Raw genomic sequence first — 23,520 nt, forward strand, 5'->3', positions numbered from 1 at the left:
GTGTCATTGCCTTGATTTTTTCACTTGCGTGACCACGCGCAGAATTTCCTCGGGCGTGGCCGGCGCGTTCAGTTTCGGGAACACCGCATGATCGGCAACCGCGGCGATGGCGTCGCGAATCGCGCACCAGGTCGATATCGCCAGCATCAGCGGCGGCTCGCCGACCGCCTTGGAACGAAAAATCGTCTTCTCCTCGTTCGGGTTGTTTTCAAGCATTCGCGCATTAAAAATGGCTGGCGCATCGCTGATGGCCGGGATTTTGTAAGTCGCCGGACTGTCGCTCAGCAGGTGACCGCGCGCATCCCACTTCAACTCCTCGCAAGTCAGCCAGCCCACGCCCTGGATAAATCCGCCTTCGATCTGCCCCATATCGACCGCGGGATTGAGCGAATTGCCGACATCATGAATGATGTCCACGCGCCGCAGTTTGTATTCGCCGGTCAAGGCATCGATCAATACTTCGGATACCGCCGCGCCGTTGGCGTAATAATAAAACGGGCGGCCGGACGCGGTTTCGCGGTGGTAATGAATTTTCGGGGTCTTGTAAAAACCGGCGGCGGAAAGTTGCACCCGCGCCAACCACGCCGACTTCGCCACTTGCTCAAAGGCAAGAATCTCATCCTCGCCGCGTTTATTCTTGATGCGAACTTGATCGTTTTCAAATTTTATTTCATCGCCGGCCACATCGTATTGTTCTGATAAAAATGCAATCAGCCGCTGCTTGATCATTCTTGCCGCATTGCGCGCCGCCATGCCGTTGATGTCGGCACCGGACGAGGCCGCGGTCGGCGAGGTGTTCGGCACTTTATCGGTGCGGGTCGCCATGACGTTGATTCGTTCTGGATTTACCTGGAACTCTTCGGCAACGATTTGCGCAATTTTAATCATCAAGCCCTGACCCATTTCGGTGCCGCCGTGATTGACCTGCATACTGCCGTCGGTGTAAAGATGGATTAGCGCGCCGGCTTGATTCATATGCGAGACCGTGAATGAGATGCCGAATTTCACCGGCGTCAGCGCCAATCCTTTTTTGATGATCGGGCTTTGTTTGTTGAACGCCTTTATTTCGTCTCTTCGTTTCCAGTAATCGGATTCATCTTCCAACTGCGCAACAATTTCCGGAACATTGAACGCTTCTATTTTTTGATAATAGGGCGTGATGTTGCGGTCGGTCGTGTTGTAAAAATTCAGTTTGCGGATGGTCAGCGGATCCTTGTTTAATCGAAAAGCGATTTCATCGATGACCGTCTCTATCGCCATCATGCCCTGCGGCCCGCCGAATCCGCGAAATGCGGTGTTGGATACGGTATGCGTTTTGCAGCGCAGCCCTTCAATATGCACATCCGGCAGGTAATAGGCGTTGTCGCAATGGAACATCGCGCGGTCGACAATGGCATCGGATAAGTCCGGGGAGTAGCCGCATTGCCCTGCCAAAATGGCGCGCAGGCTCAGGATTGCGCCATCGTCAGCGAAGCCGACTTGCGTGTGGTTTAAAAAATTGTGGCGTTTGCCGGTCATCACCATATCGTCGCGCCGCGATAATCTGCAGATAATCGCTTGCCCGATTCTTGCCGCGAACACCGCGGCAAGACATGACCATGGTGCGGCCTGGGTTTCCTTGCCGCCAAATCCGCCGCCCATTCGGCGGGTGACCACATCGACTTTATTCATCGGGATAGCGAGCACTTTCGCCACCAGTTTTTGGGTTTCGGTCGGGTTTTGGGTTGAGGTATAGACGGTCATGCCGCCGTCCTCGCCCGGCACCACGATGGACGCCTGTCCTTCCAGATAAAAGTGTTCCTGACCGCCGACTTCCAGGCTTGAGTCAATACGATGCGGCGCATTTTTTAACGCCTGAGCGACATCGCCGCGCTTCATTGCGTGCGGCGGCCGAACATAAAATCGCTGGTCCATCGCGTCATGAAGATCCAGCACCGGCTCAAGTTCCTGATATTCGATGTCCGCCAGGGTGACCGCTTGGCGTGCCAATTTATGGCTGGTGGCGGCCACCGCGAAAACAGGCTGGCCCCAATATTCGATTCGTTGCTCGGCTAACAACGGGTCGCCGGGAAACACCGGGCCAATATCCACGGCGCCCGGAATATCCGCCGCGGTAATCACATCAATCACGCCGGGCGCGGCTTGAACGCGCCTGAGATCCAGTTTCACGACTTTGCCATGGGCGATTTCGCTGCCGCCGACGCAGGCGAAATATTGGGTATGAAAAGGCGGTTGATCCTCCACATAGATGGCTTCGCCGCTGACATGTTTGCGCGCGCTTTCATGCGCTAATGCGCGACCGACGACGCGCCGATTTATGGCCTGGCGCATGTCATGATTCATGGCCCGGTTCACGTCATAATCCGCGGCGTTATCATCGGTGACGCCATGGTCGCGGGTGCGGTTAAGCATAGTCGGTCACCCTTGGATCACCTGAGTCAGCGTGGCCGGTTCGGTGAGTTCCAGGCGCAATCTCGTGAGCAGGTTTTGCGCGACCTGCATTCGGTAGCCGGCGCTGGCGCGGACATCGTCGATCGGCTGAAAATCCCGCGCCAGTGCTTGCTGTGCCTGCGCTATTGTATTTTCGTCCAGCGGTTTCCCGCAAAGCGCGTTCTCGCATTCGACGGCGCGCTTCGGTATCGCGGCCATGCCACCGCAGGCGATGCGGATGGATTTAATCATGCCGGCATGCACATGAATATAAACCGCCATGCACACCGCGGAAATGTCGTCATCGAAGCGTTTGCTGATTTTATAGATTTTCAATTTGCGCCCGGGCTGCGCGCGCGGCATCGTAACCGCTCTAATAAACTCGCCCTTAGCCAAAACGGTTTTGCGGTAATCAATAAAAAACTCATCCATCTTGACCTTGCGCCGATGCGTTTCGCTTTGCAACATGACTTCGGCACCGAGGGCGATGAGCGCCGGCGGCAAATCGCCGATCGGCGAGGCATTGGCGATATTCCCGCCAACTGTGGCCAAGTTCCTGATTTGCCTTGAACCAAACCGAAGCAATAAATGAGACAGGTCGGGGTAGTCGTTTTTCACCAAATCGTCAAAATCACTCAAAGAAACCGCGGCGCCGATTTCGTGATGATTTTTGCGCGCCGTGATTTTGACCAATTCCGCGACATTGCCAACATAAATGATGGGGTCGATGGACTTGAGTTGTTGGGTGACTTCCAAGGCTAAATCGGTGCCGCCGCCGAGCAGGCGCGCCTCAGGCCGGCGTGCTACCAATCTACCGAGCTGCGCGCAGGTTTTTGGCAGGTGGTAGTTTTCCGTCCCGGCCTTGGTGGACTTGGCGGACTTGGCAATGCGGGCTAATTTCCGTCGGGTTTCAGATTCCAGCGCGCTGAACCGATCGGGGGCGGGGGCGGCGGTGGATTCAACGGCGGCGTCGATGATCGGTTTGTAGCCGGTGCAGCGGCATAAATTTCCGCCCAGATATTGTTCGGTGGCTTTTTTCCGCTGCTCAATCGAGGCGCCTGCAACTGAATTCTTGTATAACGCGAACAAGGACATCACAAATCCCGGCGTGCAAAACCCGCATTGCGAGCCATGGTGGTCGACCATGGCCTGCTGCACCGGGTGCAGGGCATGATTTTCTTTTGCGGGCCTTTCTTTTGCGAGATGGTCTTTTGCCAGGTTTTCTTTCAAGTGTTCGACAGTGATGAGTTGTTTGCCGTGTATTGAACCGAGAAAGGTGATGCAGCTATTGCAACTGTGATAACGCACATCGGCGCCGTTGGCCTCCGCCAGCACCACGGTGCAAGCGCCGCAGTCGCCAGACGCGCAGCCTTCCTTGGTGCCGCACAGTTGACGATGCTCGCGCAGATATTCCAGCACGGTCAAATCCGCTTGCTCCGGTTCAATTTGAACGACTTCGTTGTGTAATAAAAATTCTATCATCGGCGGTCTGCCATTGGTTATGGCTATTGCAAAAAACTGACTATTTGGTCAGCATTTTAGCAACACTTGTCAAGTTTGTAAATTCTATGTATAGGTCGATGCCTGGGTTGAGAATGGTCTCGATAGCAAGAACTATTGTGTATTTATTGGAAATTGACAGACTGTTGCAACAGATGCGCTAGTTGGCTGTGTTTGTGTTTCAGCGTTTCCAGATCAACGCCAAGCAACGCCTGGTTTTTGACTTTTCATTGCCCTCGGATTTAGTTATGAAGGCACATTCCGCCAATGCTGGTAGTCAAAGACTGCAACCGCGCATGGTATGGTATTATCGACAAGGAATGGTTGGACCTGGAATAAGCATTCCAAACTTGACTGGCGGCGGATAATTTCGACGCCGACTGTGTACAGAGGCAATCGCTTTTCGGTTTGATCACTAGCGCACTCAACAGTCACGGATAACTATACCCAATACCCCCATGAAATCAAAAACCAAAACAAACTCGGAGTCCATTGAAAAGCAACTGTGGGAAGCGGCGGATAAAATGCGAAAAAACATTGACGCCGCAGAATACAAACACATCGCGTTGGGCCTGATATTCCTCAAATACATATCCGATTCTTTTGAGGCACTGCACGCCAAAATCAATGAAGGCAAAGGCGATTATAAATACGCAGACTCGGAGGACCCGGATGAATACAGAGGGGAAAATGTATTCTGGGTGCCGGTGAAAGCACGATGGTCGCACATTCAAACGCAAGCAAAACAACCGACCATCGGCAAAATTCTGGATAAATCTCTGGAAGCCATAGAAAGAGAAAATAGAACCTTAAAAGGCATCTTGCCGAAAGTATTTTCCAGACCGAATATTAGCCCTTCTACGCTGGGCGAGTTAATCGATATGTTCAGTAACATCGCCCTCGGCACCGATGTCGCAAAATCAAAAGACATCCTCGGCAAGGTGTATGAATATTTTCTCGGTCAGTTTGCCCTTGCCGAGGGTAGAAAAGGCGGGCAGTTCTACACCCCGGCATCCATTGTGAAATTACTTGTGGAAATGATAGAACCCTACAAGGGGCGAGTTTTTGATCCCTGTTGTGGTAGCGGCGGGATGTTCGTTACCAGTGAAAAATTCATTAAGGAACACCGAGGGAAAGTTAATAATATTTCCATCTACGGACAAGAAAGTAACCAAACCACCTATCGCCTTTGCCGGATGAATCTTGCCATCCGCAACATAGACGGCTCGCAGGTGAAATGGAATAACGACGGCTCTTTTCTGAATAACGCCCACCCGGATTTGAAGGCGGATTTCATTCTCGCCAACCCACCGTTTAACGACAGCGACTGGAGCGGCAAGCAATTGGAAAACGATGGCAGATGGAAATACGGCGTGCCGCCGGTTGGCAACGCCAACTTTGCCTGGGTGCAACATTTCATACACCATCTTTCCCCCAAAGGCGTTGCCGGTTTTGTATTGTCCAAAGGCTCGCTGACTTCCAAATCATCAAACGAGGATGTCATCCGTAAAAATATCATTGACGCCGGCCTTGTGGATAGCATCGTCAATCTGCCCGCGAAACTTTTTTTGAACACGCAAATTCCCGCCTGCTTGTGGTTCGTCTCCAACAAACGCCATGGGTTTAATGGCGACCGAAATCGTACCGGTGACATTCTCTTTATAGACGCAAATGAACTCGGGACGCTAATCAATCGGCGCACCAAGGAATTTTCCGAAGAAGACATCGGTAAAATCACCGGCACCTATCACCAATGGCGAAAGGAAGGCGGGAAATATGAAGACCTTCCCGGCTTTTGCGCTTCGGTGCCAGTTGAGAAAGTAAAAGAGTTGGATTATGTGCTGAGCCCGGGTCGCTATGTCGGGCTGGCGGAAGTGGAAGATGATTTTAATTTTGAGGAACGATTTGCCGAATTGAAAGCGGAGTTTGCAGCGCAGTTGAAAGAAGAAACAAAGTTGAATAAGCGAATCCTGAAAAATTTGTCAAAAGTTAAACTGGGGAAGTGAAAATGAACGAAGTTGAATATGAAAAACTGGCACAATCTCTTGAGAGACTGAGAGAGCAATATGAGTTTTTTAAAGAGAACGAAGAAGATTTGTCTGGCAATCTGAAAGAGGCAGTTCAAGAGTCAGTCATACAGCGGTTTGAGACATGCTTTGACACGCTATACAAACACTTGAAAAGATATTTTGAAGATCAAGGATTGACAAACGTTCCCGGTTCTCCGAAACCTATTTTTCGCATGGCTTACAAAAACAATTTGATAGAAAATCTGGAAGATTGGATTGACGGAGATGATAGTTATGTTCAAGCAAGGATAGATACTACTCATGATTACAGTCTGGAGAAAGCGCAAAGGGCGTTGGGGAAAATAGGCGATTTTATTCAGGACACCACAGATATTTGTCAAGCAATCGTTGATCAAAAATGAATAAAGAACAACTCGTAGATTTAGATAAAAACCAACTTGCTATACTTGACAAGATAATCAAGCGGCATATTCCCAACAAAACGGTTTGGGCTTACGGTTCCCGCGTAACCTGGAAAGCCAGCGAAATATCCGATCTGGATTTGGTTGTTTTTGATTGTGGCTCGGCAGAAATTGCTGATTTGAAAGAAGATCTGGAAGAAAGCAACCTGTTGATTTCGGTTGATGTAATGGATTGGGAAAATATTCCCGATAATTTCAAAAAAAATATCAGGAAAAAGTATGTGGTGTTGCAAGAAAAACTGAATCTGGAGGGTTGGCAAGAAATGAGGTTGAAAGATGCCGCTAAAATCAACCCACTCGAATCTATGCCTAAAGGCACAAAAGCAAAAAAAGTTAATATGGATGCTTTGATTCCATTTACCAGAAAAATTTCTGGTTATGTTGATGGGATATACAAAGGCGGTTCAAAATTTAGAAATGGAGATACTTTATTAGCCCGAATAACGCCTTGCTTGGAAAATGGAAAAACAGTATTTGTTGACTTTTTGGAAGCTAATGAAATCGGATTTGGATCAACTGAATTTATTGTCATTCGCGAAAAAGCGAACATAACTAACAAAGATTTTTTGTACTATTTTGCTATTTCAAAAGACTTTAGAGAGACGGCAATAAAGTCAATGACAGGGACTTCTGGAAGGCAAAGAGTGGAACTTGATGAAATTCTGAAATATAAATTCATCATCCCACCACTCCCCGAACAAAAAGCCATCGCCGAAGTATTATCATCGTTTGACGACAAAATAGACCTGCTCCACCGCCAGAACAAAACCCTGGAAGATATGGCGCAGACCATCTTCCGCCAGTGGTTTGTAGAAAAAGCAGATAAGATGTGGGAAGAAAATCCTTTAGGCGAAACTGTTGATATCTCTATCGGCAGGACACCGCCCAGAAAAGAATTTCATTGGTTCTCAAAGAACAAACGAGACTGGAAATGGATTTCCATTAAAGATATGGCAACAAGTGAAATTTATTTCTTCAACACATCGGAATATCTAACTCAATATGCGGTAGAAAAATTTAATATTCCAATAATACCGAAAAACACCGTAATTCTAAGTTTCAAGATGACCGTAGGACGAGTTGGAATAACAACGGAAGATATGCTGTCTAATGAAGCAATAGCGCAGTTCAAAATCAATTCCGATACACCATTCACCAAAGAATATTTATATTTTTACTTAAAAACATTCAGATTTGAATCGTTGGGAAGCACTTCGTCAATCGTTACATCAATAAACACAGCAATGATTAAATCTATTATGATTGCGATTCCAGACAGTATACTAATTGAACGATTTGAAAATATTTGCAAATCTGTGTTTAAGAAAATATATTCAAATCAATCCCAAGTCCATACCCTTGAAAACCTACGCGATACTTTGTTGCCCAAGTTGATGAGTGGTGAAGTTAAAATTGAGGTATTAAAATGAAAATCAAGAAAATTCAATTAAAGAATGGATACAAGCGATTTTTAGATCTGACGATTTATTTAGGAGATGATCCAAAAAGAATCATTGCGTTAGTTGGGCCGAATGGATGTGGAAAAAGTAGTGTTTTTGACGGAATGATTTTTCATGCTACGGCTCATGTCGGTATTATTGGGAACAAAGGTCAAAAAGATCATAACTACCACTCTATGAATCAATCACCAAATTTCAGCCATGAAAATATAGTAATAGAATTTATTGATGGTGATTACGCTAAGATGTATACAGAAAAACAAATAACAGGAAAAGCTAATACCATTTTTTCTTTTAGAAGCTCTTACAGATACAACAGTAACTTAAAAGTAAAAGAATCTAAAGCAACCGCAGAAATAAGATTAAATCAATATGGAGCATCTGGTTTATCTGACCTGGATGATAAAATGGAGGAAAGTTATAGAAGATTAAACATTAAGTACACTACATATCTTCACGATGAAGACTGTAGACCTAGTGAGGCGAAAAACAAAATAATTGGAGATTTAAATAAAGCCATAAAGAATTGCCTGGATTTAGAAATAACAAGCATTGGCAATATTGAAGATAATAAAGGAACCCTTTATTTCATAAAAAGTGACCAATCGAATGAATTTGAATTTAATGTGCTTTCTTCTGGAGAAAAAGAAGTTGTTGATATTCTGTTAGACCTCTATTTACGCCAAGAAGAATACAATGATTCAATTTTTATTATTGATGAACCAGAATTACATATTAACACCTCTATTCAGAGAAAATTACTAATAGAAATAAACAAATTGATTGGTAAAGATTGTCAAATTTGGATAGCAACACATAGCATCGGTTTTTTAAGGGCATTGCAGGAAGATTTTAAGAACGATTGCCAAATTATTCATTTTGAAGAAGGGAGGCAATGGGCATCTTCTTCTTACACGCTAATCCCTATTGAAAAATCTTTAGCTAAGTGGAAAGAAATCTTTGAAACTGCCTTAGATGATTTAACAAATTTGATCAGTCCTAAAAGACTGGTTTATTGTGAGGGAAAGGATAAACCCGGACCAAATGGTCGTGAAGACGGATTTGACGCTAAGGTATTCAATAATATTTTTGGTGAGAAATACCATGACACTTTGTTTATCTCAAGCGGTGGAAATACTGAACTGGATCAACGCAGCGAGATTGCACTTTCAATACTCACTAAAGTTTTTTCAGATATAAAAATACTTGTCTTAAAAGATAGAGATATGGCATCTGGAAAAAATACAGATAAAAAAACAAGATCGCTTTACCTTGAAAATAACCCAGATAATCATAGAGTTTTAGAAAGACGGGAAATTGAAAATTATCTTTATGACAAAGAAGTATTAAAAAAATATTGTGATGAAAAGGAATTAAATTTTGATGAAGAATATCACAATCAAGTTGTCACCGACATTAAAAACCAGAATCTAAAGGACATGGTAGGTGAAATCAAAAAAACGTGTAGTGTAACTTTTAGCATCAATGCAGAACAATTCAAGTTAAATTTATCTGGGTTAATATCTGAGGATATGAAAATATTCAGTGAACTTGAAGATGTGATATTTTAATTAGCGTATTGAGGCAGTAATGCCCTATACTAAATGCCATGTGAATAGGGAAACCAAATGAGTCCTACAGTGTTCCGTGAAGGCGGATACAGGCTTTCTTTTTCTCAAGAGAGGAAGACAGACTGCATGTTCATGTTATCTCTGGCATTGACGATTCTATTGCCGGTCGCTTCCGGCAAAAAGGCGAATATGTGCGGGTGGGAATGCACATAGCACCGCATCCGGAACATGTCGCTATGATGATTCATGAAGCCCTGCTTGTTTATGCAAGCGACCTTGACACTTATTTTTTGGACAAGGTGGCAAAGTTTCATCTGGATTTTGAAACGATCCATCCGTTTTGTGACGGCAACGGCCGCATGGGGCGGGAGATTATAAACATGCAGTTACTGGAACTGGAATTTCCTCGCATTACCATACGCAACAAAGAAAAGGCGACCTACTATCAGGCATTTCGCGATTACAACGACAGGCAAGAAACAAAAACCATGGAAAGAATTTTATCTGTGGGCTTGCTGGAGTCTTTGCACAAGCGAACGACCTACTTGAGAGGCGAAAAAATTATCCGTTTGGCGGATCACATCAGGCAAAACAAACTTTCCGCTCCGTCTGTTACCAACGCCGCCCGCCGTCAGACCATACCGGCTTTCCGGGAAAAAGAAATATGGAAAATTGGACAGGATTATGAACGTGCCTGAAACCCAAGTAAAGTCGAAAACCACTCAGGATTCAGCCCATTTCGTTGGCATTGACCGAGAAGTCCCCATAAAATGGCACCCAACCTTCCCCAGCCACCCGTCAAACTAACAATTAGCACATACATAAAGTAACAATTAGCACATGTATTGATTAACAATTAGCACATCTATAAACTAACAGTTAGCACATACATAAAGTAACAATCAGCACAATGATCAAAAAACCCTACAAACGCCATGTCGAGCCAAGATTGAAAGAATCCTTGAAGGATTCACCCGTTGTTTTGATACAGGGGCCTCGGCAATGCGGCAAAACAACTCTCGCCCAGATGGTGGGAAAACGGTTGGGCTATCAATACTTTACACTTGATGATGACAATACAAGAAACTACGCGGTGGCAGACCCTGTGGGGTTTGTTAATTCATTACCGGAGCGAGTTATTCTGGATGAGGCACAACTAGCTCCCGGGCTTTTTCCTTCAATCAAACTTTCGGTTGACCGCAATCGCTCGGCCGGGCGGTTTATGCTGACCGGATCAGTGGACTTGCTACAAATGAGGCCGATAAAAGAGTCACTCGCGGGACGAATGGATATTGTTCAACTGCATCCCTTTTCACAGAGTGAACTTGAGCAAACCCCTCCCAGGTTTCTTGATAATTTGTTTTCTCCGAACTTCACCGTTAGACAAAAATTACCGTCAGAGTCAAAAATAATTGAGCGCATTATGGCTGGTGGTTATCCGGCGGCTATCCGGCGACCGGCAACAAGAAGAAGCAACTGGTATCAAGCATATATTGAGACGCTTGTTGAGAAGGATGCGCCTCTTATCTCCAACATTCACGCTCTGGATGCTTTGCCCAAATTGCTTGAATTAGCCGCCGCACAAACAGCCCAACTGTTAAATGTTAACAATCTGGCATCTTCATTTAAGTTAAACAGACTAACAATCCAAAACTATTTGGTATTGCTTGAAAAAATGTTCCTCTTGGAAAGAATACCGGCCTGGCACGGCAATTATAAAAAACGAATTACAAAAACTCCAAAAATTCATTTGAAAGATACCGGGGTCATTTGCGCCCTGATGAATTTTAACAAGGACGCGCTTTTAGATAACCGGAATATACTTGGACATTTGCTCGAAACTTTTGTTTTACAAGAGTTGCAAAGACAAGCAAGTGCGCATATACAACGGCATGCTTTCTATCACTTCAGAGAAAGAGACAGAAGCAGAGCAGAAGTGGACATTGTTATAGAACGAGGAGCAACTGCTCTTGCCGGAGTGGAAGTAAAGGCATCCGGCACAATTACCAATTCAGATTTTAAAGGTCTGCGCAAACTAAAAGAAATAACGGGCGAACGTTTTAAGGGCGGAGTGTTGCTCTATACCGGCGACAGCACACTCAGTTTTGGGGGGAACCTGTATGCCCTGCCCGTAAGGACTCTCTGGGAAAAACATAGGTGACAGCCCTCTACGAATCCGACGTTGAAGAATTCGCCGTAGAACTGCTGAAAAAGCAGGGCTATGCGTATCTGTCGCCGGAGGAACAGGCGTTTGAAAGAGGTAATCTTTCCGAAGTTGTTTTACGCGGTCGTCTGAAATCTGCGATTGATCATCTCAATCCCGAACTTCCCGATGGGGTGAAGGAACAAGCTCTGCGTCAGGCGACTGCGCTATCCTCTCAGAACCCGGTTGAAAGCAACGAAACTTTTTATGCAATGCTGACGGATGGCGTTGCCGAAGAGTATCAAAAGAACGGCGAGACGGTCGGTGCGCGGGTGCGTTTGATTGATTTTGAAAATCCATCGCATAACAACTTTGTGGTTTGTAATCAGTTCACGGTTACGGAAAACCGGATGACCAGGCGTCCGGATATTGTTCTTTTTATAAACGGTATGCCGCTAGCGGTGATCGAATTAAAAAATCCGGCGGATAAAAACGCGTCGGTTGATAAAGCGTTTGCCCAACTGCAAACCTATCAGGAGACCATCCCAAGTTTGTTTTGTTATAACGGCGTTCTGGTCGCATCGGATGGTTTGGATGCCAAAGCCGGTGCGCTGACTTCGGGTTGGTCACGTTTTATGCGGTGGAAAACCGTGGACGGAAAAAAGGAAGATCCCAAGACAACGCCCTTGCTGGAAACGGTCATCAAAGGAATGTTGCGACCGGATGTGCTGGTTGATTTGATCGGGTATTTCACCGTTTTTGAAAAAACGCAAAGAAAGAACCCCGAGACCGGTGTGGAAACCATCACCAAAGAAAAGAAAATCGCCGCCTATCATCAATACCACGCGGTGAAGGAAGCGGTTAAATCCACCATACGCGCAGCACACGGCGAGAAAGACATCGTTGAACGGGAAGAACCCGAATTATACGGACTGCCCAATGCAAAAAATCAGCCGAGAGGCGACCGCAAAGCAGGCGTGGTTTGGCACACCCAGGGCAGCGGAAAATCTTTGTCCATGGTTTTTTATGCGGGATTGCTGGTGGTCAATCAGGAAATGAAAAATCCCACAATCCTTGTGATTACCGACCGCAACGATCTCGACAGTCAATTATTTGATGCCTTTGTAGCGGGCAAAAATCTTCTCAAACAAACGCCCGAACAAGCGAAAAGTCGCGAGCATTTGAAACAACTTCTGAAAACAGCCGGTGGCGGGGTTGTGTTTTCCACCATTCAAAAGTTTTCGCCCGCAGGAGAAAATGAAAACTTTGAACTTTTGTCAAAGAGAAAAAATATCGTTGTCATCGCAGACGAGGCGCATCGCAGTCAATACGGATTTGGCGCAAAAACTTTTTTTGTGAAAGACGGCGCAAAGACAAGATACGGTTTTGCCAAATACCTGAGAGATGCCCTGCCCGATGCTTCTTTTATCGGGTTTACCGGAACGCCCATTGAAAAGGAAGACATGTCAACGCCGGCGGTTTTCGGCAACTACATTGATGTTTATGACATAGAGCAGGCGGTTGAAGACAATGCGACCGTGCCGATTTATTATGAGTCGCGGCTTGTTCAAGTGCATTTGAAAGAAGAAGAAAAAGACAAACTGGATGCGGAAGTGGAAGAAATAACCGAGAACGAAGCAGCAACAGCAACGGAAAAAGCAAAAGCCAAATGGGCGCAACAGGAATCCATTATTGGACACAACGACCGCAGGAAAACTGTTGTGGCGGATGCTCTTAACCATTTTACGGAAAGGCAGAAAGTTTTTGAGGGCAAGGCGATGATTGTTGCCACAAGTCGTCGCATCGCGGTTGCCATGTATGAAGACATTATCGCCCAGCATCCGGATTGGCACGACGATGACAAAAGCAAGGGAGTGGTAAAAGTAATCATGACTTCGTCCTCAAGCGATCCCGCCGAGTGGCAAAAGCACGCCACCACAAAAGGTGAAAGAAAAGCGCTTGGGGAGCGATTCAAAAACCCCGACGACCCGTTGCGATTGGTTATTGTGCGGGATATGTGGCTGACTGGTTTTGACGCGCCGTGTCTCAACACTATCTATGTTGACAAACTCATGCGAAGGCACAATCTGATGCAAGCCATCGCCCGCGTGAACCGCATTTACAAAGACAAACCCGGCGGATTGGTCGTGGACTATATCGGCATTGCTTCTGACTTGAAACGCGCCCTTGCTTCCTACACAAAAAGTGGCGGCAAGGGAACGCCGGCGTTTGAACAGGAAAAAGCGATTGCGCAAATGCTGGAAAAATACGATGTGGTTACCGGCATGTTCGACCAATTTGATTACAAGCGATACTTCTCGGCCGACACCGGAGAGAAAATGAAAATAATTCTGGAAGCCGAGGAACACATTCTTGGTTTGGATGACGGCAAGGAAAGATTTACCAAACAGGTTACCCTGCTTTCCAAAGCATTTGCGCTTTCCGTTCCCGACCCGAAGGCGATGAACATAAAAGATGAGGTTGGATTTTTTCAGGCGATCATGGCACGGCTGAAAAAATTTACATCGAACGGAAACGGTAAAAGTGATGTCGAGATAGAAACCGCCATCAGGCAGATTGTTGACAAGGCGGTGGTTGTCGACGGGGTGATTGACATTTTTGACGCGGCTGGAATTAAAAAGCCCGACATATCTATTCTTTCCGATGATTTTCTTGAAGAAGTCCATGGAATGAAACGGAAAAATCTTGCGCTGGAATTGCTGAAGAAAATTCTTAATGACGAAATAAAAATCCGAACAAAAAGAAACCTTGCCCAAAGCAAGAAGTTTTCTGAAATGCTGGAGACAGCGATTAGAAAATATAAAAACAACCTGCTGACTGCGGCGCAGGTGATCGAAGAACTGATTTTTATCGCAAAAGAAATCAGGGGTTCTGATGAGCGAGCCGCGGATATGGGATTGTCGGATGATGAAGTTGCGTTTTATGACGCGCTTGCGATGAACCAAAGCGCAAAAGCGGTAATGGGCGATGGCACCTTAAAGGAACTCGCGCAGATTCTGGTGGAGAATGTGAAAAACAGCACTTCCATTGACTGGACCATCAAGGAAAGCGTGCGGGCAAAACTTCGCACTATCGTGAAACGACTTTTGAATAAATACGGCTATCCGCCCGACCAACAAAAAATGGCAACGGACCGAATATTGCAACAAGCGGAATTGCTGGCGGATGAGTGGGCTTCGGCGGGAGTGGCGACGGAATAGTTGTGTCACGCTACGCGTGACACTAAAACAGCATTGCCGCGGCGAAGCCGCGATAAAAGGAGTTCGGCTACGCCGAACGGTTTAATAACTGGATTGCCCGGCCAATAATAATAATATGGGCCGGGCAATGACGAGTTGGGGGGACAATGGTGAATCGAGAAGTGTCTCGATAGCAAACAACCGTTGTGCATTTATTGGAAATTGACAGATTGCTGTAACGTATGCGCTAGTTGGCTGTGTTTGTGTTTCAGCGTTTCCAGATCAACGCCAAGCAACGCCTGGTTTTTGACCTTCCATTGCCCGGCGACCATGACGCAATCGGCCGCATCAGCGCCGCATAACACCAATGCGGCTAGAGGATCTCCGGCGCCGCAGAAGCGCGTATCGTCCAGTTTGAACAAGGCTAAATCCGCCTGCATTCCAATGGCAAGGGCACCGATGTCATCTCGGCCCAAACACCGCGCTGAACCTTGCGTCGCCATGCTCAGCACCTGTTGATGGCTGACGCGCGCAGCGCCGTATTGCAAGCGCTGCAGCAACAATGCCTGGCGCACTTCCTGCATCATGTTTGAACAATCATTGGAAGCCGAGCCATCGACGCCGATGCCAACGGCACAGCCGTTTGCCTGGAGCTCCAAAACCCGGCATTGGCCTGAGCCCAGCATCATATTGGAAGTCGGGCAATGGCTAATCCCGACCCCGGCACCTCCCAATTTATGTATTTCCTTGTCCTCAAAGAATATGCCATGAGCCAGCCACACATCTGATGATAACCAGTTAACGTTTTCCAGATAATCCAGTGGCCGGCAGTTAAATTTCTGCAGACAATAATCGGTCTCATCCCTGGTTTCCGCCAGATGGGTATGCAGTTTCACTTTGTGAATCCGTGCCAGCTCAGCAACATTAACCATTAAATCTTTGGAAACACTGAAAGGCGAACACGGCGCCAGCGCAATTTGCAGCATACTTCCCGGCATCGGATCGTGATATTTCTGGATCACGCTATCGCAATCGTTGAGAATTTGATCTTCGTCTTGTACGGTATTTTCAGGCGGCAGCCCGCCGTTCTTTTGTCCAACGCTCATCGATCCTCGGGTCACAACGGCACGGATTCCGATTTCCCTGACCGCCTCGACCTGCGCGTCCATGGCATTGGCTGACCTGTCGGTGAACAAATAATGATGATCAGAACTGGTTGTACAGCCGGATAGCAACAATTCAGCACAAGCAAGTTGGGTAGAAACATGCACCATCTCGTCGGTCAGCCCGGCCCAAATCGGGTACAGGCTTTTTAGCCACGGAAACAGTTCCTTGTTCAAGGCGCACGGCGTCGCGCGGGTCAAAGTCTGGTAGTAGTGATGATGGGTGTTGATCAGTCCGGGGATGACAACATGCGCTGAGGCATCGAAAACCTCATCCACCGCTTCGCGTGGCGCACCCCCGGCGGCGACCCACTCGGATATGGTTTTCCCATCTATCACTATGCCGTTTTCCGCATGACCCTTTCCGTTGGTGAAAATTGCCAAGGGTGATTTAATCCAGGTTCTCATCGCGATTATTTCAATTGTTTCTTTATAAAAACTGCACAAGCTATTGTTTTAAATCCGTTCCAGCCAATGGAAATTTAAACTTTGTAATAACGTTTGAAATTACATGAGATTATAGATTAAAATTATCGCATTCCTGACTATTTGGTCAAATCCTGAAAATACAATTGTTGCCATATTCATTAGGCATCATTTTTCGACAAAATGGCTCGTATTAAATTAATTGCTATTAATTGTTCATGAACAATCCAGCCGATACATTAATGACGCCGCTTCTGCAACTGACGGGAATGACCAAGACCTTCCCCGGAGTCAAAGCGAATGATAATGTGAACCTGACCGTTAACGCCGGACAAGTGCATGCGTTGCTCGGCGAAAACGGTGCCGGAAAATCAACCCTGGTGAAAATGATTTATGGCATTTTGCGACCCGACAGCGGCCAGATTCGGATGCGCGGCACGCCGGTGGACATCAACAATCCCGCTACCGCCCGCAGTTTGGGAATCGCCATGGTGTTCCAGCATTTTTCATTATTTGACTCGATGTCGGTGTTGGAAAATATCGCTTTGGGTGTCGGCAAAGAAACAAACAATATACCGCAATCAACTTCGCAATCAACTTCGAAACAAACATTAGAACAGAAAATCATTGATATTTCTCATCGCTATGGATTGCCGCTGGATCCGTCTCGTCATGTCTATACCCTATCGGTAGGCGAATGCCAGCGCATAGAAATCATTCGTTGCTTGTTGCAAAATCCAAAGTTGCTGATCATGGACGAACCGACTTCGGTGTTGACGCCACAGGAAGTGGAAAAACTTTTTGAGACTTTGCGACGACTTGCCGATGAAGGTGTCGCCATACTTTACATCAGTCACAAATTAGCGGAGATTAAATCTCTTTGCGAGAAGGCGACTATCTTGCGCGCCGGCAAAGTGGTTGCGTGCGTGGATGTCGCGAATGAAAGCCCGCGCAGCCTTGCCGCCAAAATGATGGGCGAGGAGTTGGCGACCAGCACGAATAATGCGCATCGTCAGGTCGGTGATATTCGCCTTGACATCCGCAACTTAAATCAGCCGCCACGCGATCAATTCAGCATCCGTTTGAAAGACATCAACATGCAAGTGCGAAGCGGCGAGATTGTCGGCATCGCCGGTGTCGCCGGCAATGGTCAAGATGAATTGTTGCAATCGCTGAACGGCGAAATGCGATCAATCCCGTCGAACGCGATCAGTATCGACAACCAACCGTGCGCGCATGTTGGCACCAACAAACGCCGCGCGTTGGGCATGGCATCCATCCCCGAAGAGCGATTGGGACACGGCGCGGTCGCGGGCATGAGTTTGGTTGACAACACTTTTTTGACCGCGTTCCAACGTTTGAACTTGCTTAACTTCGGATTCATCAACTACCGGCAAAGCCGTAAATATTGCGCCTCGGTGGTGGCGGGTTTTAATGTCAAGGCGAATGGAGTTTCCGCCGAAGCCGGCAGTTTATCCGGCGGCAATTTGCAAAAGTTCATCGTCGGCAGAGAGATTAAACAAAACCCGACCATCTTGATTGTGTCGCAACCGACCTGGGGGGTGGATGCCGGTGCCGCGCAAACCATCCATCGTGCGTTGCGCGAACTGGCAGACAACGGCACCGCGATTTTGGTCATCTCGCAAGACCTGGACGAATTGATGGCGGTCTCGGATCGCATCGCCGCGATTTGCGCCGGCGTGTTGTCGCCGACCAAAAAGACCTCGGAGGTGACCATTGAGCAAATTGGTTTGATGATGGCCGGCCTGACCGATGGCCTGACCGATGGCATGACCGGTAGCATGGCCGATAGCATGACCAGTGCCGGTGCGAATTGATGATCGCGCTAATCAAACGACCCGAACATTCCCAGGCGATGGTGTATCTTTCACCGTTGATCGCGTTAGTGCTGACTTTGTTGTCCGGGGTATTTTTATTTCGCATCATGGGTGTGGCGCCGTTGGATGCGTTGTATGCGTTTTTCGTCGACCCCATCACCACCAAATACGGCTGGGCGGAATTGGGTGTCAAAGCCACGCCGCTGATTTTAATCGGTGTGGCGTTATCGGTCGGGTTTCGCGCCGGCGTGTGGAACATCGGCGCCGAAGGGCAACTGACCCTGGGTGCAATTTGCGGCGGTGGCGTCGCCTTGTGGTTGTATCAAGTGGATTCGGTGTTTGTTCTGCCGCTAATGATCGTGTGCGGCACCCTCGGCGGCATGGCGTGGGCGGCAATCCCCGCGTTCCTCAAAACCAAATTCAACGCCAACGAAATCTTAACCAGTTTGATGCTGACATATGTAGCCATATTGTTGTTAAGTTTTCTGATTCACGGCGCGTGGCGCGACCCCGACGGCTTCAACTTTCCCGAGTCGCGCATCTTCCACGACGCCGCAACCTTGCCGGTGATTTGGCAAGGCACGCGATTGCACCTCGGCTGGATTTTTACCATCGCCGCGGTAATCGCAGTATGGGTATTGATGTCAAAAACCATTATTGGTTTTCAAATAAAAGTGATCGGACAGGCGCCGCGAGCGGGACGCCATGCCGGCTTCAGCGTCAATCGCATGATCTGGTTCAGTTTGATGTTGGGCGGCGGCATGGCCGGCATGGCCGGTTTGTTCGAAGTCGCCGGGCCAATCGGGCAACTCCTGCCGAGCATTTCACCGGGCTACGGCTTCACCGCCATCATCGTTGCTTTCGTCGGACGCTTGCATCCGTTCGGCGTGTTTTGCGCCGGGCTGGTGATAGCGTTATCGTATTTGGGCGGCGAGTCGGCGCAGATTACGATGAATTTGCCGCTCGCCGTCACCGGCGTGTTCCAAGGGATGCTGTTGTTCTTTTTGTTGGCGTGTGATGTGTTGATTGGTTATCGCTTGCGTTTCAAATGATTATTTGCGCTTGTCTATTTTCCGTTATGCTTCGTTGCGCTTGGTCGCGTTGCGCGCCTTGCCAACGAAAAATATCCTGCGCTCAATGTTGTTAGCAATTGTATATGTTCACTGTTTCGATGACAGTTTTTCCCTCATTCTCGTCGCAGGCGGAAAAATCGCCCTCCCTCTGCCGTCATTCTCGCCGTAGGCGGGAATCCAGACGCTTTGATGCCGCGATAAAAGGAGTTCGGCTACGCCGAACGGTTTAATAACTGGATTGCCCGGCCAATAATAATATGGGCCGGGCAATGACAAATTATAGGTAACGGTGAATCGAGAGGACAAAGGCGAGTTGAGACGCCAAAAGTAACCGAGAAAAAAAGTCCGGCTACGCCAGAGCACGTTTTAGTGTCACGCTTCGCGTGACAATTATTTACCGTTGTCTTCTCAAAAGGACTCATTGCCTCTCAATTCACCATTGTCTCCCCAACCCGTCATTGCCCGGCTTGTTCCGGGCAATCCAGTGGAATATGCCGTCCGGCGTAGCCGGACTCCTTTGCTTTGATACCGCGCCGTTCGATGCGAAAATGACGGCAAGGATGATGCGAAGCCGGACTCCTTAAAGCGAAATACCGATAGTTTTTCAACCGTATTTCTGATTAAATTGCCTTTACCATTCATCCAACCGCACAAGCAACGCCCCAAACAATGCTGCCCATCATCCAATCGCTGTGGATCGGCGACGACCTCACCAATCTGGAAAAACTCTGTGTCCAGTCGTTCATCGACCATGGGCATGAGTTTCATCTTTACACCTACGCCGACATCGGCGGCATTCCCGATGGTGCGGTGGTGAAGGATGGTAACGAAGTTTTGCCGGCGAGCAAAATCTTTCGTTGTCGCGATGGACGGCTCGGTACGTTCAGCGATTGGTTTCGTTATGAGTTGCTCGCCGGGAAGGGCGGCTTTTGGGTGGACATGGATTATATCTGTTTGCGTCCGTTTGATTTTTCCGCGGACATCGTGTTTGCTCCCGATGATGACACCGGTTACTTTAATGGCGTGGTCAAGTTTCCCGTCGGACATGAATGTATGACCAGTCTGGCGGCGGCGTGCGCGAAAACGAAAAGTAAGGAAAAACTTCGCTACTCCGCTTTCTACCGCTTGCTGACAGCGGAAATTCGCCGCTTGAAATTGGAGAGCCATGCCGTGCCGATTTCCACCTTCTTTCCGTTGGAGACCGATCCGGTGTCGCTGATATTCGAATCTGGGGGGGGGGGGGGGGGGGGGGGGGGGGATTTGGCAAGCGCACCTACGGCATGCACATCGCCGGCGGCAAGTTGCTTCGGCTGCCCGGGTTTTCCAAGAACGCCAACTTCCCGCCCGACTCGGTATTTGAGCAGTTAAAACGCAAGCACGGAATCCCCTCGGTCACGGATGCACCGACTTACACCCACGATGAAATCAGCGCGCTGTTTGTGCGCTACCGCGCAGATGGCATTACGCGCAAAGAAGCGAAAAAGTCACGTCTGAAAAAGCTAGCCGCGGCGTTGTTAGCGACGGTGCTGCTGTTTGGTTTTTTGCTTGGGGTGATGGTTTGATGTTGCCTGTCACCGCTACCTTGATTCACGTTTATTCAAGTCTGCATTTGCACGGCGGAATGGCTGATATAGAGAATTATCTGCGAAGCATCGGCGTGGACGTTCACATGATGCCACTGCGCTCTTATCCGAAGTTTTTAAGTCGCACTCTTCGCGGTAAGAGTAATAAGTTTGACGGCATCGCTAAATCGTGGATGAGAAAAGAAGTATTAAAAGTGGACCATGTTTTTCTTTGGAATGGAGAAAGCATTTATACTGAAACTATTCGATGGGCTTGCTGGAAAGAGGAAGTGCCATGTTCCATCGTAGAAGTTGGTTACTTTCCACAAAAACATTTTTTTGTTTTGGATTCTCAAGGCATTAACGCGACATCAAGTTTGATGCATGATTCTTTGGATTGGGTAGAAACCAAACACCACAACAAAGTTAAAAGCATTCGCGAATCACATCTTCGCGGGCGACAATGGAAAGGTGGCGGTGGATACATTTTGATTCCTTTGCAACTCGCAAGTGATACTAACATCGTAAACAATTCTGACTTTTCCACTATGACGGAATTTGTTCGTCATTGCGAAGCGACTTTCCCAAATAAAAAACTAAGATTCAAAAGACACCCGCTTGACACGGAAAACTATAACTCCGCTCATCCCATTCACACCGATGGCGATTTTTTAGACTTGGCGGTTGATGCAGATTTGGTTTATGGAATTAACTCAACTTGCCTTTTGGAATCGTTACTTCTTGGCGCGCCAACCGAATCTATCGGCAAGGGTTTCATCGCCGCGCATAAACATCAACCGGATAAATTGTTAGCCGCGTTGGTGGACAAGCAAATCCCTGTTGGCGAAAAGAACATAAGTTATTGGCTTAAAAAATATTGCGCCAAATAAAGTGACCGCCGAAAACAACCTCCACCGTCATTCCCGCTTTCGCGGAAATGACGGTGGAGCGGCAAGCCTACGACAACACGTATGACAACAACGAAAACAATGACCGATTTCGCCGAATTCAAGTTTAACCCCGTCACGTTATCCGCGCCGCGGCCGCCGGGCATCAGTGCTTATATGCGCATCAAAAACGAACAGCAATTTGTTCGTCTTGCCATTGAATCACATCTGCCATTCTATGACGAAATCATCGCGGTCTATAACGACTGCACCGATGCCACGCCGCAAATACTGCACGACCTCGCAGCAAAGTATCCGCAGAAAATAAAGGTGTTTCACTATCTGCCAAAGGTGGTTCCGGTGGCAACAAAAGAGCATGACCAAACGCCGACCGCCTCGGTGCATAGCATGGCGAATTATTCTAACTACGCGTTATCCAAAACCACTTACCGCGTTGCCGCGAAACTGGACGCCGACCACCTCGCCATTCCGTGCAAACTCGCGCCGTTGATTAAAACTATTCGCGCCGACATGGCAGCGGACAAACTAAAAGTTTATACCTTCTCCGGCATCAATCTTATTCGAGATCAAACAGACAACCTTACGGTTTGCCCCGACCCGCGCCGCGTATACTCTGGCAACGGTGACATTTTTTATCACCAAGTTCACACCGGCGGGATGTTTTATCAACGCCGGCGTGTCGAGCATTTTGAAGTGCCTGATAAAAAACCGCCGCACCGAGAATATCGTTATATGGGTATTGTGTATTTTCATTTGAAGTTGTTGAAAAAAGAATTCATTGAACCGCGCTATGAAAAAGGAATTTCGTTTGCCGAGTTCGCCACGCCGGATTATCAACGCTACCTTCGCCAGCAACTTCCGCGCAAAGACAGATTGCTTTGCGCGTTGTATGACTTTGCTGTGATGCAGCGCGTCAAATACAAATTAATCGGCAAGCCGCCGCAAGTGCGGCATGTATGGCTGACTCGTTTGGCAGACGACTTGCGCGGAATAGATTTCGAGCGAGATGCGTTGCAATGGTTGGCGTGAATCGCACCGAACCAATTTCGCACTTTGATGATTGGCAACTGCCGGTGGAATTACATCTTGTCAATGGCGAGACCGTCACCTGTTTGCGATGGATACAAAAAAAATCCAACCAATCGCGGGTATTTGAAGGTCAATGGCAGTCCAAATCGGTATTGGTAAAACTGCTGTTGGGTAATTACCGAAGTGCATACCGCGCGTGGCGCGAGCAAGACGGACACCGCATCTTGACCGCGTTGAATATAAAAACTCCGCAGTTGTATTTTTGCGGTCGTTGCGACGGCGGACATGCCGTGGTGTTTGAATTTCTGCAGGCGCAAACACTGCATGAACTTTGGCAAAAGCAACCGTCATGCCGTACACAAATCGCTGAATGGGGTGTGAATTTGTTTGTGAAATTGCATCGCAATGGCTATCGGCATATTGATTTTCATCTCAACAATTTTTTGGCGGTGGATGATGTTTTTTATGTGGTGGATACGCGTTCAATCCGCAAAGTGTCACACTCGTTGCGAACGGGAACTTTGTTGCGCGTGTCAAAAAAATATGGACGCTGGCAACGGCACAATCTCGTACAATGTTTCGCACGATTTGATTCAGCGATGGGTGAAGTGATGATGGATGCGCTCCGGCGTGGTTATCCCGAAGCGGCAAACGACCCCGAACTCGCACCCGCAATTATTCACGCGGCAAAACGCCGTGCCGCTCGTCACGCGAGGCGAAACTGAT

At 47.7% G+C, this 23,520-nt stretch carries 21 protein-coding genes; 15 read left to right on the forward strand and 6 right to left on the reverse strand.

What is annotated here, in order from left to right:
• Window positions 1-3: 3 nt before the first annotated feature.
• Together xdhB and xdhA are read right to left on the reverse strand one after the other, a co-directional pair.
• Window positions 4-2,412, reverse strand: a complete 2,409-nt coding sequence (xdhB, locus tag ACP158_RS07140) for a xanthine dehydrogenase molybdopterin binding subunit (protein WP_424948250.1) — start codon at window positions 2,410-2,412, stop codon at window positions 4-6.
• 6 nt (window positions 2,413-2,418) lie between these two features.
• On the reverse strand, window positions 2,419-3,912 hold the full coding sequence (gene xdhA / locus ACP158_RS07145) for a xanthine dehydrogenase small subunit (protein ID WP_424948251.1): 1,494 nt from the start codon (window positions 3,910-3,912) through the stop codon (window positions 2,419-2,421).
• Window positions 3,913-4,388: 476 nt separating this feature from the next.
• Here xdhA and ACP158_RS07150 point away from each other — a divergent pair, with 476 nt between their 5' ends.
• From ACP158_RS07150 to ACP158_RS07180, 7 genes are all read left to right on the forward strand, one after another.
• A complete protein-coding gene (locus ACP158_RS07150; protein ID WP_424948252.1) occupies window positions 4,389-5,936 on the forward strand; it encodes an N-6 DNA methylase in 1,548 nt (515 codons plus the stop codon).
• Between the two features lie 2 nt (window positions 5,937-5,938).
• A complete protein-coding gene (locus ACP158_RS07155; protein ID WP_424948253.1) occupies window positions 5,939-6,361 on the forward strand; it encodes an HI0074 family nucleotidyltransferase substrate-binding subunit in 423 nt (140 codons plus the stop codon).
• Window positions 6,358-7,851, forward strand: a complete 1,494-nt coding sequence (locus tag ACP158_RS07160; protein ID WP_424948254.1) for a restriction endonuclease subunit S — start codon at window positions 6,358-6,360, stop codon at window positions 7,849-7,851. Before ACP158_RS07155 ends, ACP158_RS07160 begins: the two co-directional genes overlap by 4 nt.
• Window positions 7,848-9,452 carry an AAA family ATPase gene (locus tag ACP158_RS07165; protein WP_424948255.1) on the forward strand — a complete coding sequence of 535 codons (1,605 nt, stop codon included), beginning with the start codon at window positions 7,848-7,850 and terminating at the stop codon, window positions 9,450-9,452. Before ACP158_RS07160 ends, ACP158_RS07165 begins: the two co-directional genes overlap by 4 nt.
• A gap of 158 nt (window positions 9,453-9,610) precedes the next feature.
• Entirely contained in the window at window positions 9,611-10,150 is a 540-nt protein-coding gene (locus ACP158_RS07170; RefSeq protein ID WP_424948419.1) for a Fic family protein, read from the forward strand.
• A gap of 212 nt (window positions 10,151-10,362) precedes the next feature.
• Window positions 10,363-11,613, forward strand: coding sequence for an ATP-binding protein (locus ACP158_RS07175; RefSeq protein ID WP_424948256.1), 1,251 nt, complete (start codon window positions 10,363-10,365; stop codon window positions 11,611-11,613).
• Window positions 11,610-14,816 (forward strand): type I restriction endonuclease subunit R, encoded by a 3,207-nt coding sequence (locus ACP158_RS07180; RefSeq protein ID WP_424948257.1) that lies wholly within the window; start codon window positions 11,610-11,612, stop codon window positions 14,814-14,816. The genes ACP158_RS07175 and ACP158_RS07180 overlap by 4 nt, the downstream gene beginning before the upstream one ends.
• 5 nt (window positions 14,817-14,821) lie before the next feature.
• On the opposite strand, the gene ACP158_RS07185 is transcribed toward ACP158_RS07180, so the two are convergent.
• Together ACP158_RS07185 and ACP158_RS07190 are read right to left on the reverse strand one after the other, a co-directional pair.
• A complete protein-coding gene (locus ACP158_RS07185; RefSeq protein ID WP_424948258.1) occupies window positions 14,822-14,944 on the reverse strand; it encodes a hypothetical protein in 123 nt (40 codons plus the stop codon).
• 63 nt (window positions 14,945-15,007) lie between these two features.
• Window positions 15,008-16,366: an 8-oxoguanine deaminase gene (locus ACP158_RS07190; RefSeq protein WP_424948259.1), complete on the reverse strand. Its 1,359-nt coding sequence runs from the start codon at window positions 16,364-16,366 to the stop codon at window positions 15,008-15,010.
• Between the two features lie 236 nt (window positions 16,367-16,602).
• Between ACP158_RS07190 and ACP158_RS07195 the strand changes: the two genes are divergently transcribed.
• Both ACP158_RS07195 and ACP158_RS07200 read left to right on the forward strand, forming a co-directional pair.
• Window positions 16,603-18,222, forward strand: coding sequence for an ABC transporter ATP-binding protein (locus tag ACP158_RS07195; RefSeq protein WP_424948260.1), 1,620 nt, complete (start codon window positions 16,603-16,605; stop codon window positions 18,220-18,222).
• Window positions 18,222-19,274: an ABC transporter permease gene (locus ACP158_RS07200; RefSeq protein ID WP_424948420.1), complete on the forward strand. Its 1,053-nt coding sequence runs from the start codon at window positions 18,222-18,224 to the stop codon at window positions 19,272-19,274. Before ACP158_RS07195 ends, ACP158_RS07200 begins: the two co-directional genes overlap by 1 nt.
• Window positions 19,275-19,382: 108 nt before the next feature.
• On the opposite strand, the gene ACP158_RS07205 is transcribed toward ACP158_RS07200, so the two are convergent.
• Together ACP158_RS07205 and ACP158_RS07210 are read right to left on the reverse strand one after the other, a co-directional pair.
• Window positions 19,383-19,565 (reverse strand): hypothetical protein, encoded by a 183-nt coding sequence (locus ACP158_RS07205; RefSeq protein ID WP_424948261.1) that lies wholly within the window; start codon window positions 19,563-19,565, stop codon window positions 19,383-19,385.
• The gene (locus ACP158_RS07210; protein ID WP_424948262.1) at window positions 19,508-19,717 is read right to left on the reverse strand and encodes a hypothetical protein; all 210 of its coding nucleotides are present in this window, start codon (window positions 19,715-19,717) and stop codon (window positions 19,508-19,510) included. The genes ACP158_RS07205 and ACP158_RS07210 overlap by 58 nt, the downstream gene beginning before the upstream one ends.
• Before the next feature lie 36 nt (window positions 19,718-19,753).
• Between ACP158_RS07210 and ACP158_RS07215 the strand changes: the two genes are divergently transcribed.
• The 6 genes from ACP158_RS07215 (at window position 19,754) to ACP158_RS07240 (ending at window position 23,519) form a co-directional block, all read left to right on the forward strand.
• Window positions 19,754-19,879: a hypothetical protein gene (locus ACP158_RS07215; RefSeq protein WP_424948263.1), complete on the forward strand. Its 126-nt coding sequence runs from the start codon at window positions 19,754-19,756 to the stop codon at window positions 19,877-19,879.
• Window positions 19,880-19,964: 85 nt separating this feature from the next.
• Window positions 19,965-20,663 carry a hypothetical protein gene (locus ACP158_RS07220; RefSeq protein WP_424948264.1) on the forward strand — a complete coding sequence of 233 codons (699 nt, stop codon included), beginning with the start codon at window positions 19,965-19,967 and terminating at the stop codon, window positions 20,661-20,663.
• Complete coding sequence (locus ACP158_RS07225; RefSeq protein WP_424948265.1) at window positions 20,576-20,857, forward strand: hypothetical protein; 282 nt, start codon at window positions 20,576-20,578, stop codon at window positions 20,855-20,857. Before ACP158_RS07220 ends, ACP158_RS07225 begins: the two co-directional genes overlap by 88 nt.
• A complete protein-coding gene (locus tag ACP158_RS07230; protein ID WP_424948266.1) occupies window positions 20,854-21,747 on the forward strand; it encodes a hypothetical protein in 894 nt (297 codons plus the stop codon). Before ACP158_RS07225 ends, ACP158_RS07230 begins: the two co-directional genes overlap by 4 nt.
• Before the next feature lie 99 nt (window positions 21,748-21,846).
• Window positions 21,847-22,794, forward strand: a complete 948-nt coding sequence (locus ACP158_RS07235; RefSeq protein WP_424948267.1) for a hypothetical protein — start codon at window positions 21,847-21,849, stop codon at window positions 22,792-22,794.
• On the forward strand, window positions 22,791-23,519 hold the full coding sequence (locus ACP158_RS07240) for a hypothetical protein (protein ID WP_424948268.1): 729 nt from the start codon (window positions 22,791-22,793) through the stop codon (window positions 23,517-23,519). The genes ACP158_RS07235 and ACP158_RS07240 overlap by 4 nt, the downstream gene beginning before the upstream one ends.
• Window position 23,520: the final 1 nt, after the last annotated feature.

This window comes from Candidatus Spongiihabitans sp. (genome assembly GCF_965247905.1).
Lineage (GTDB): Bacteria > Pseudomonadota > Gammaproteobacteria > Arenicellales > Poriferihabitantaceae > Spongiihabitans.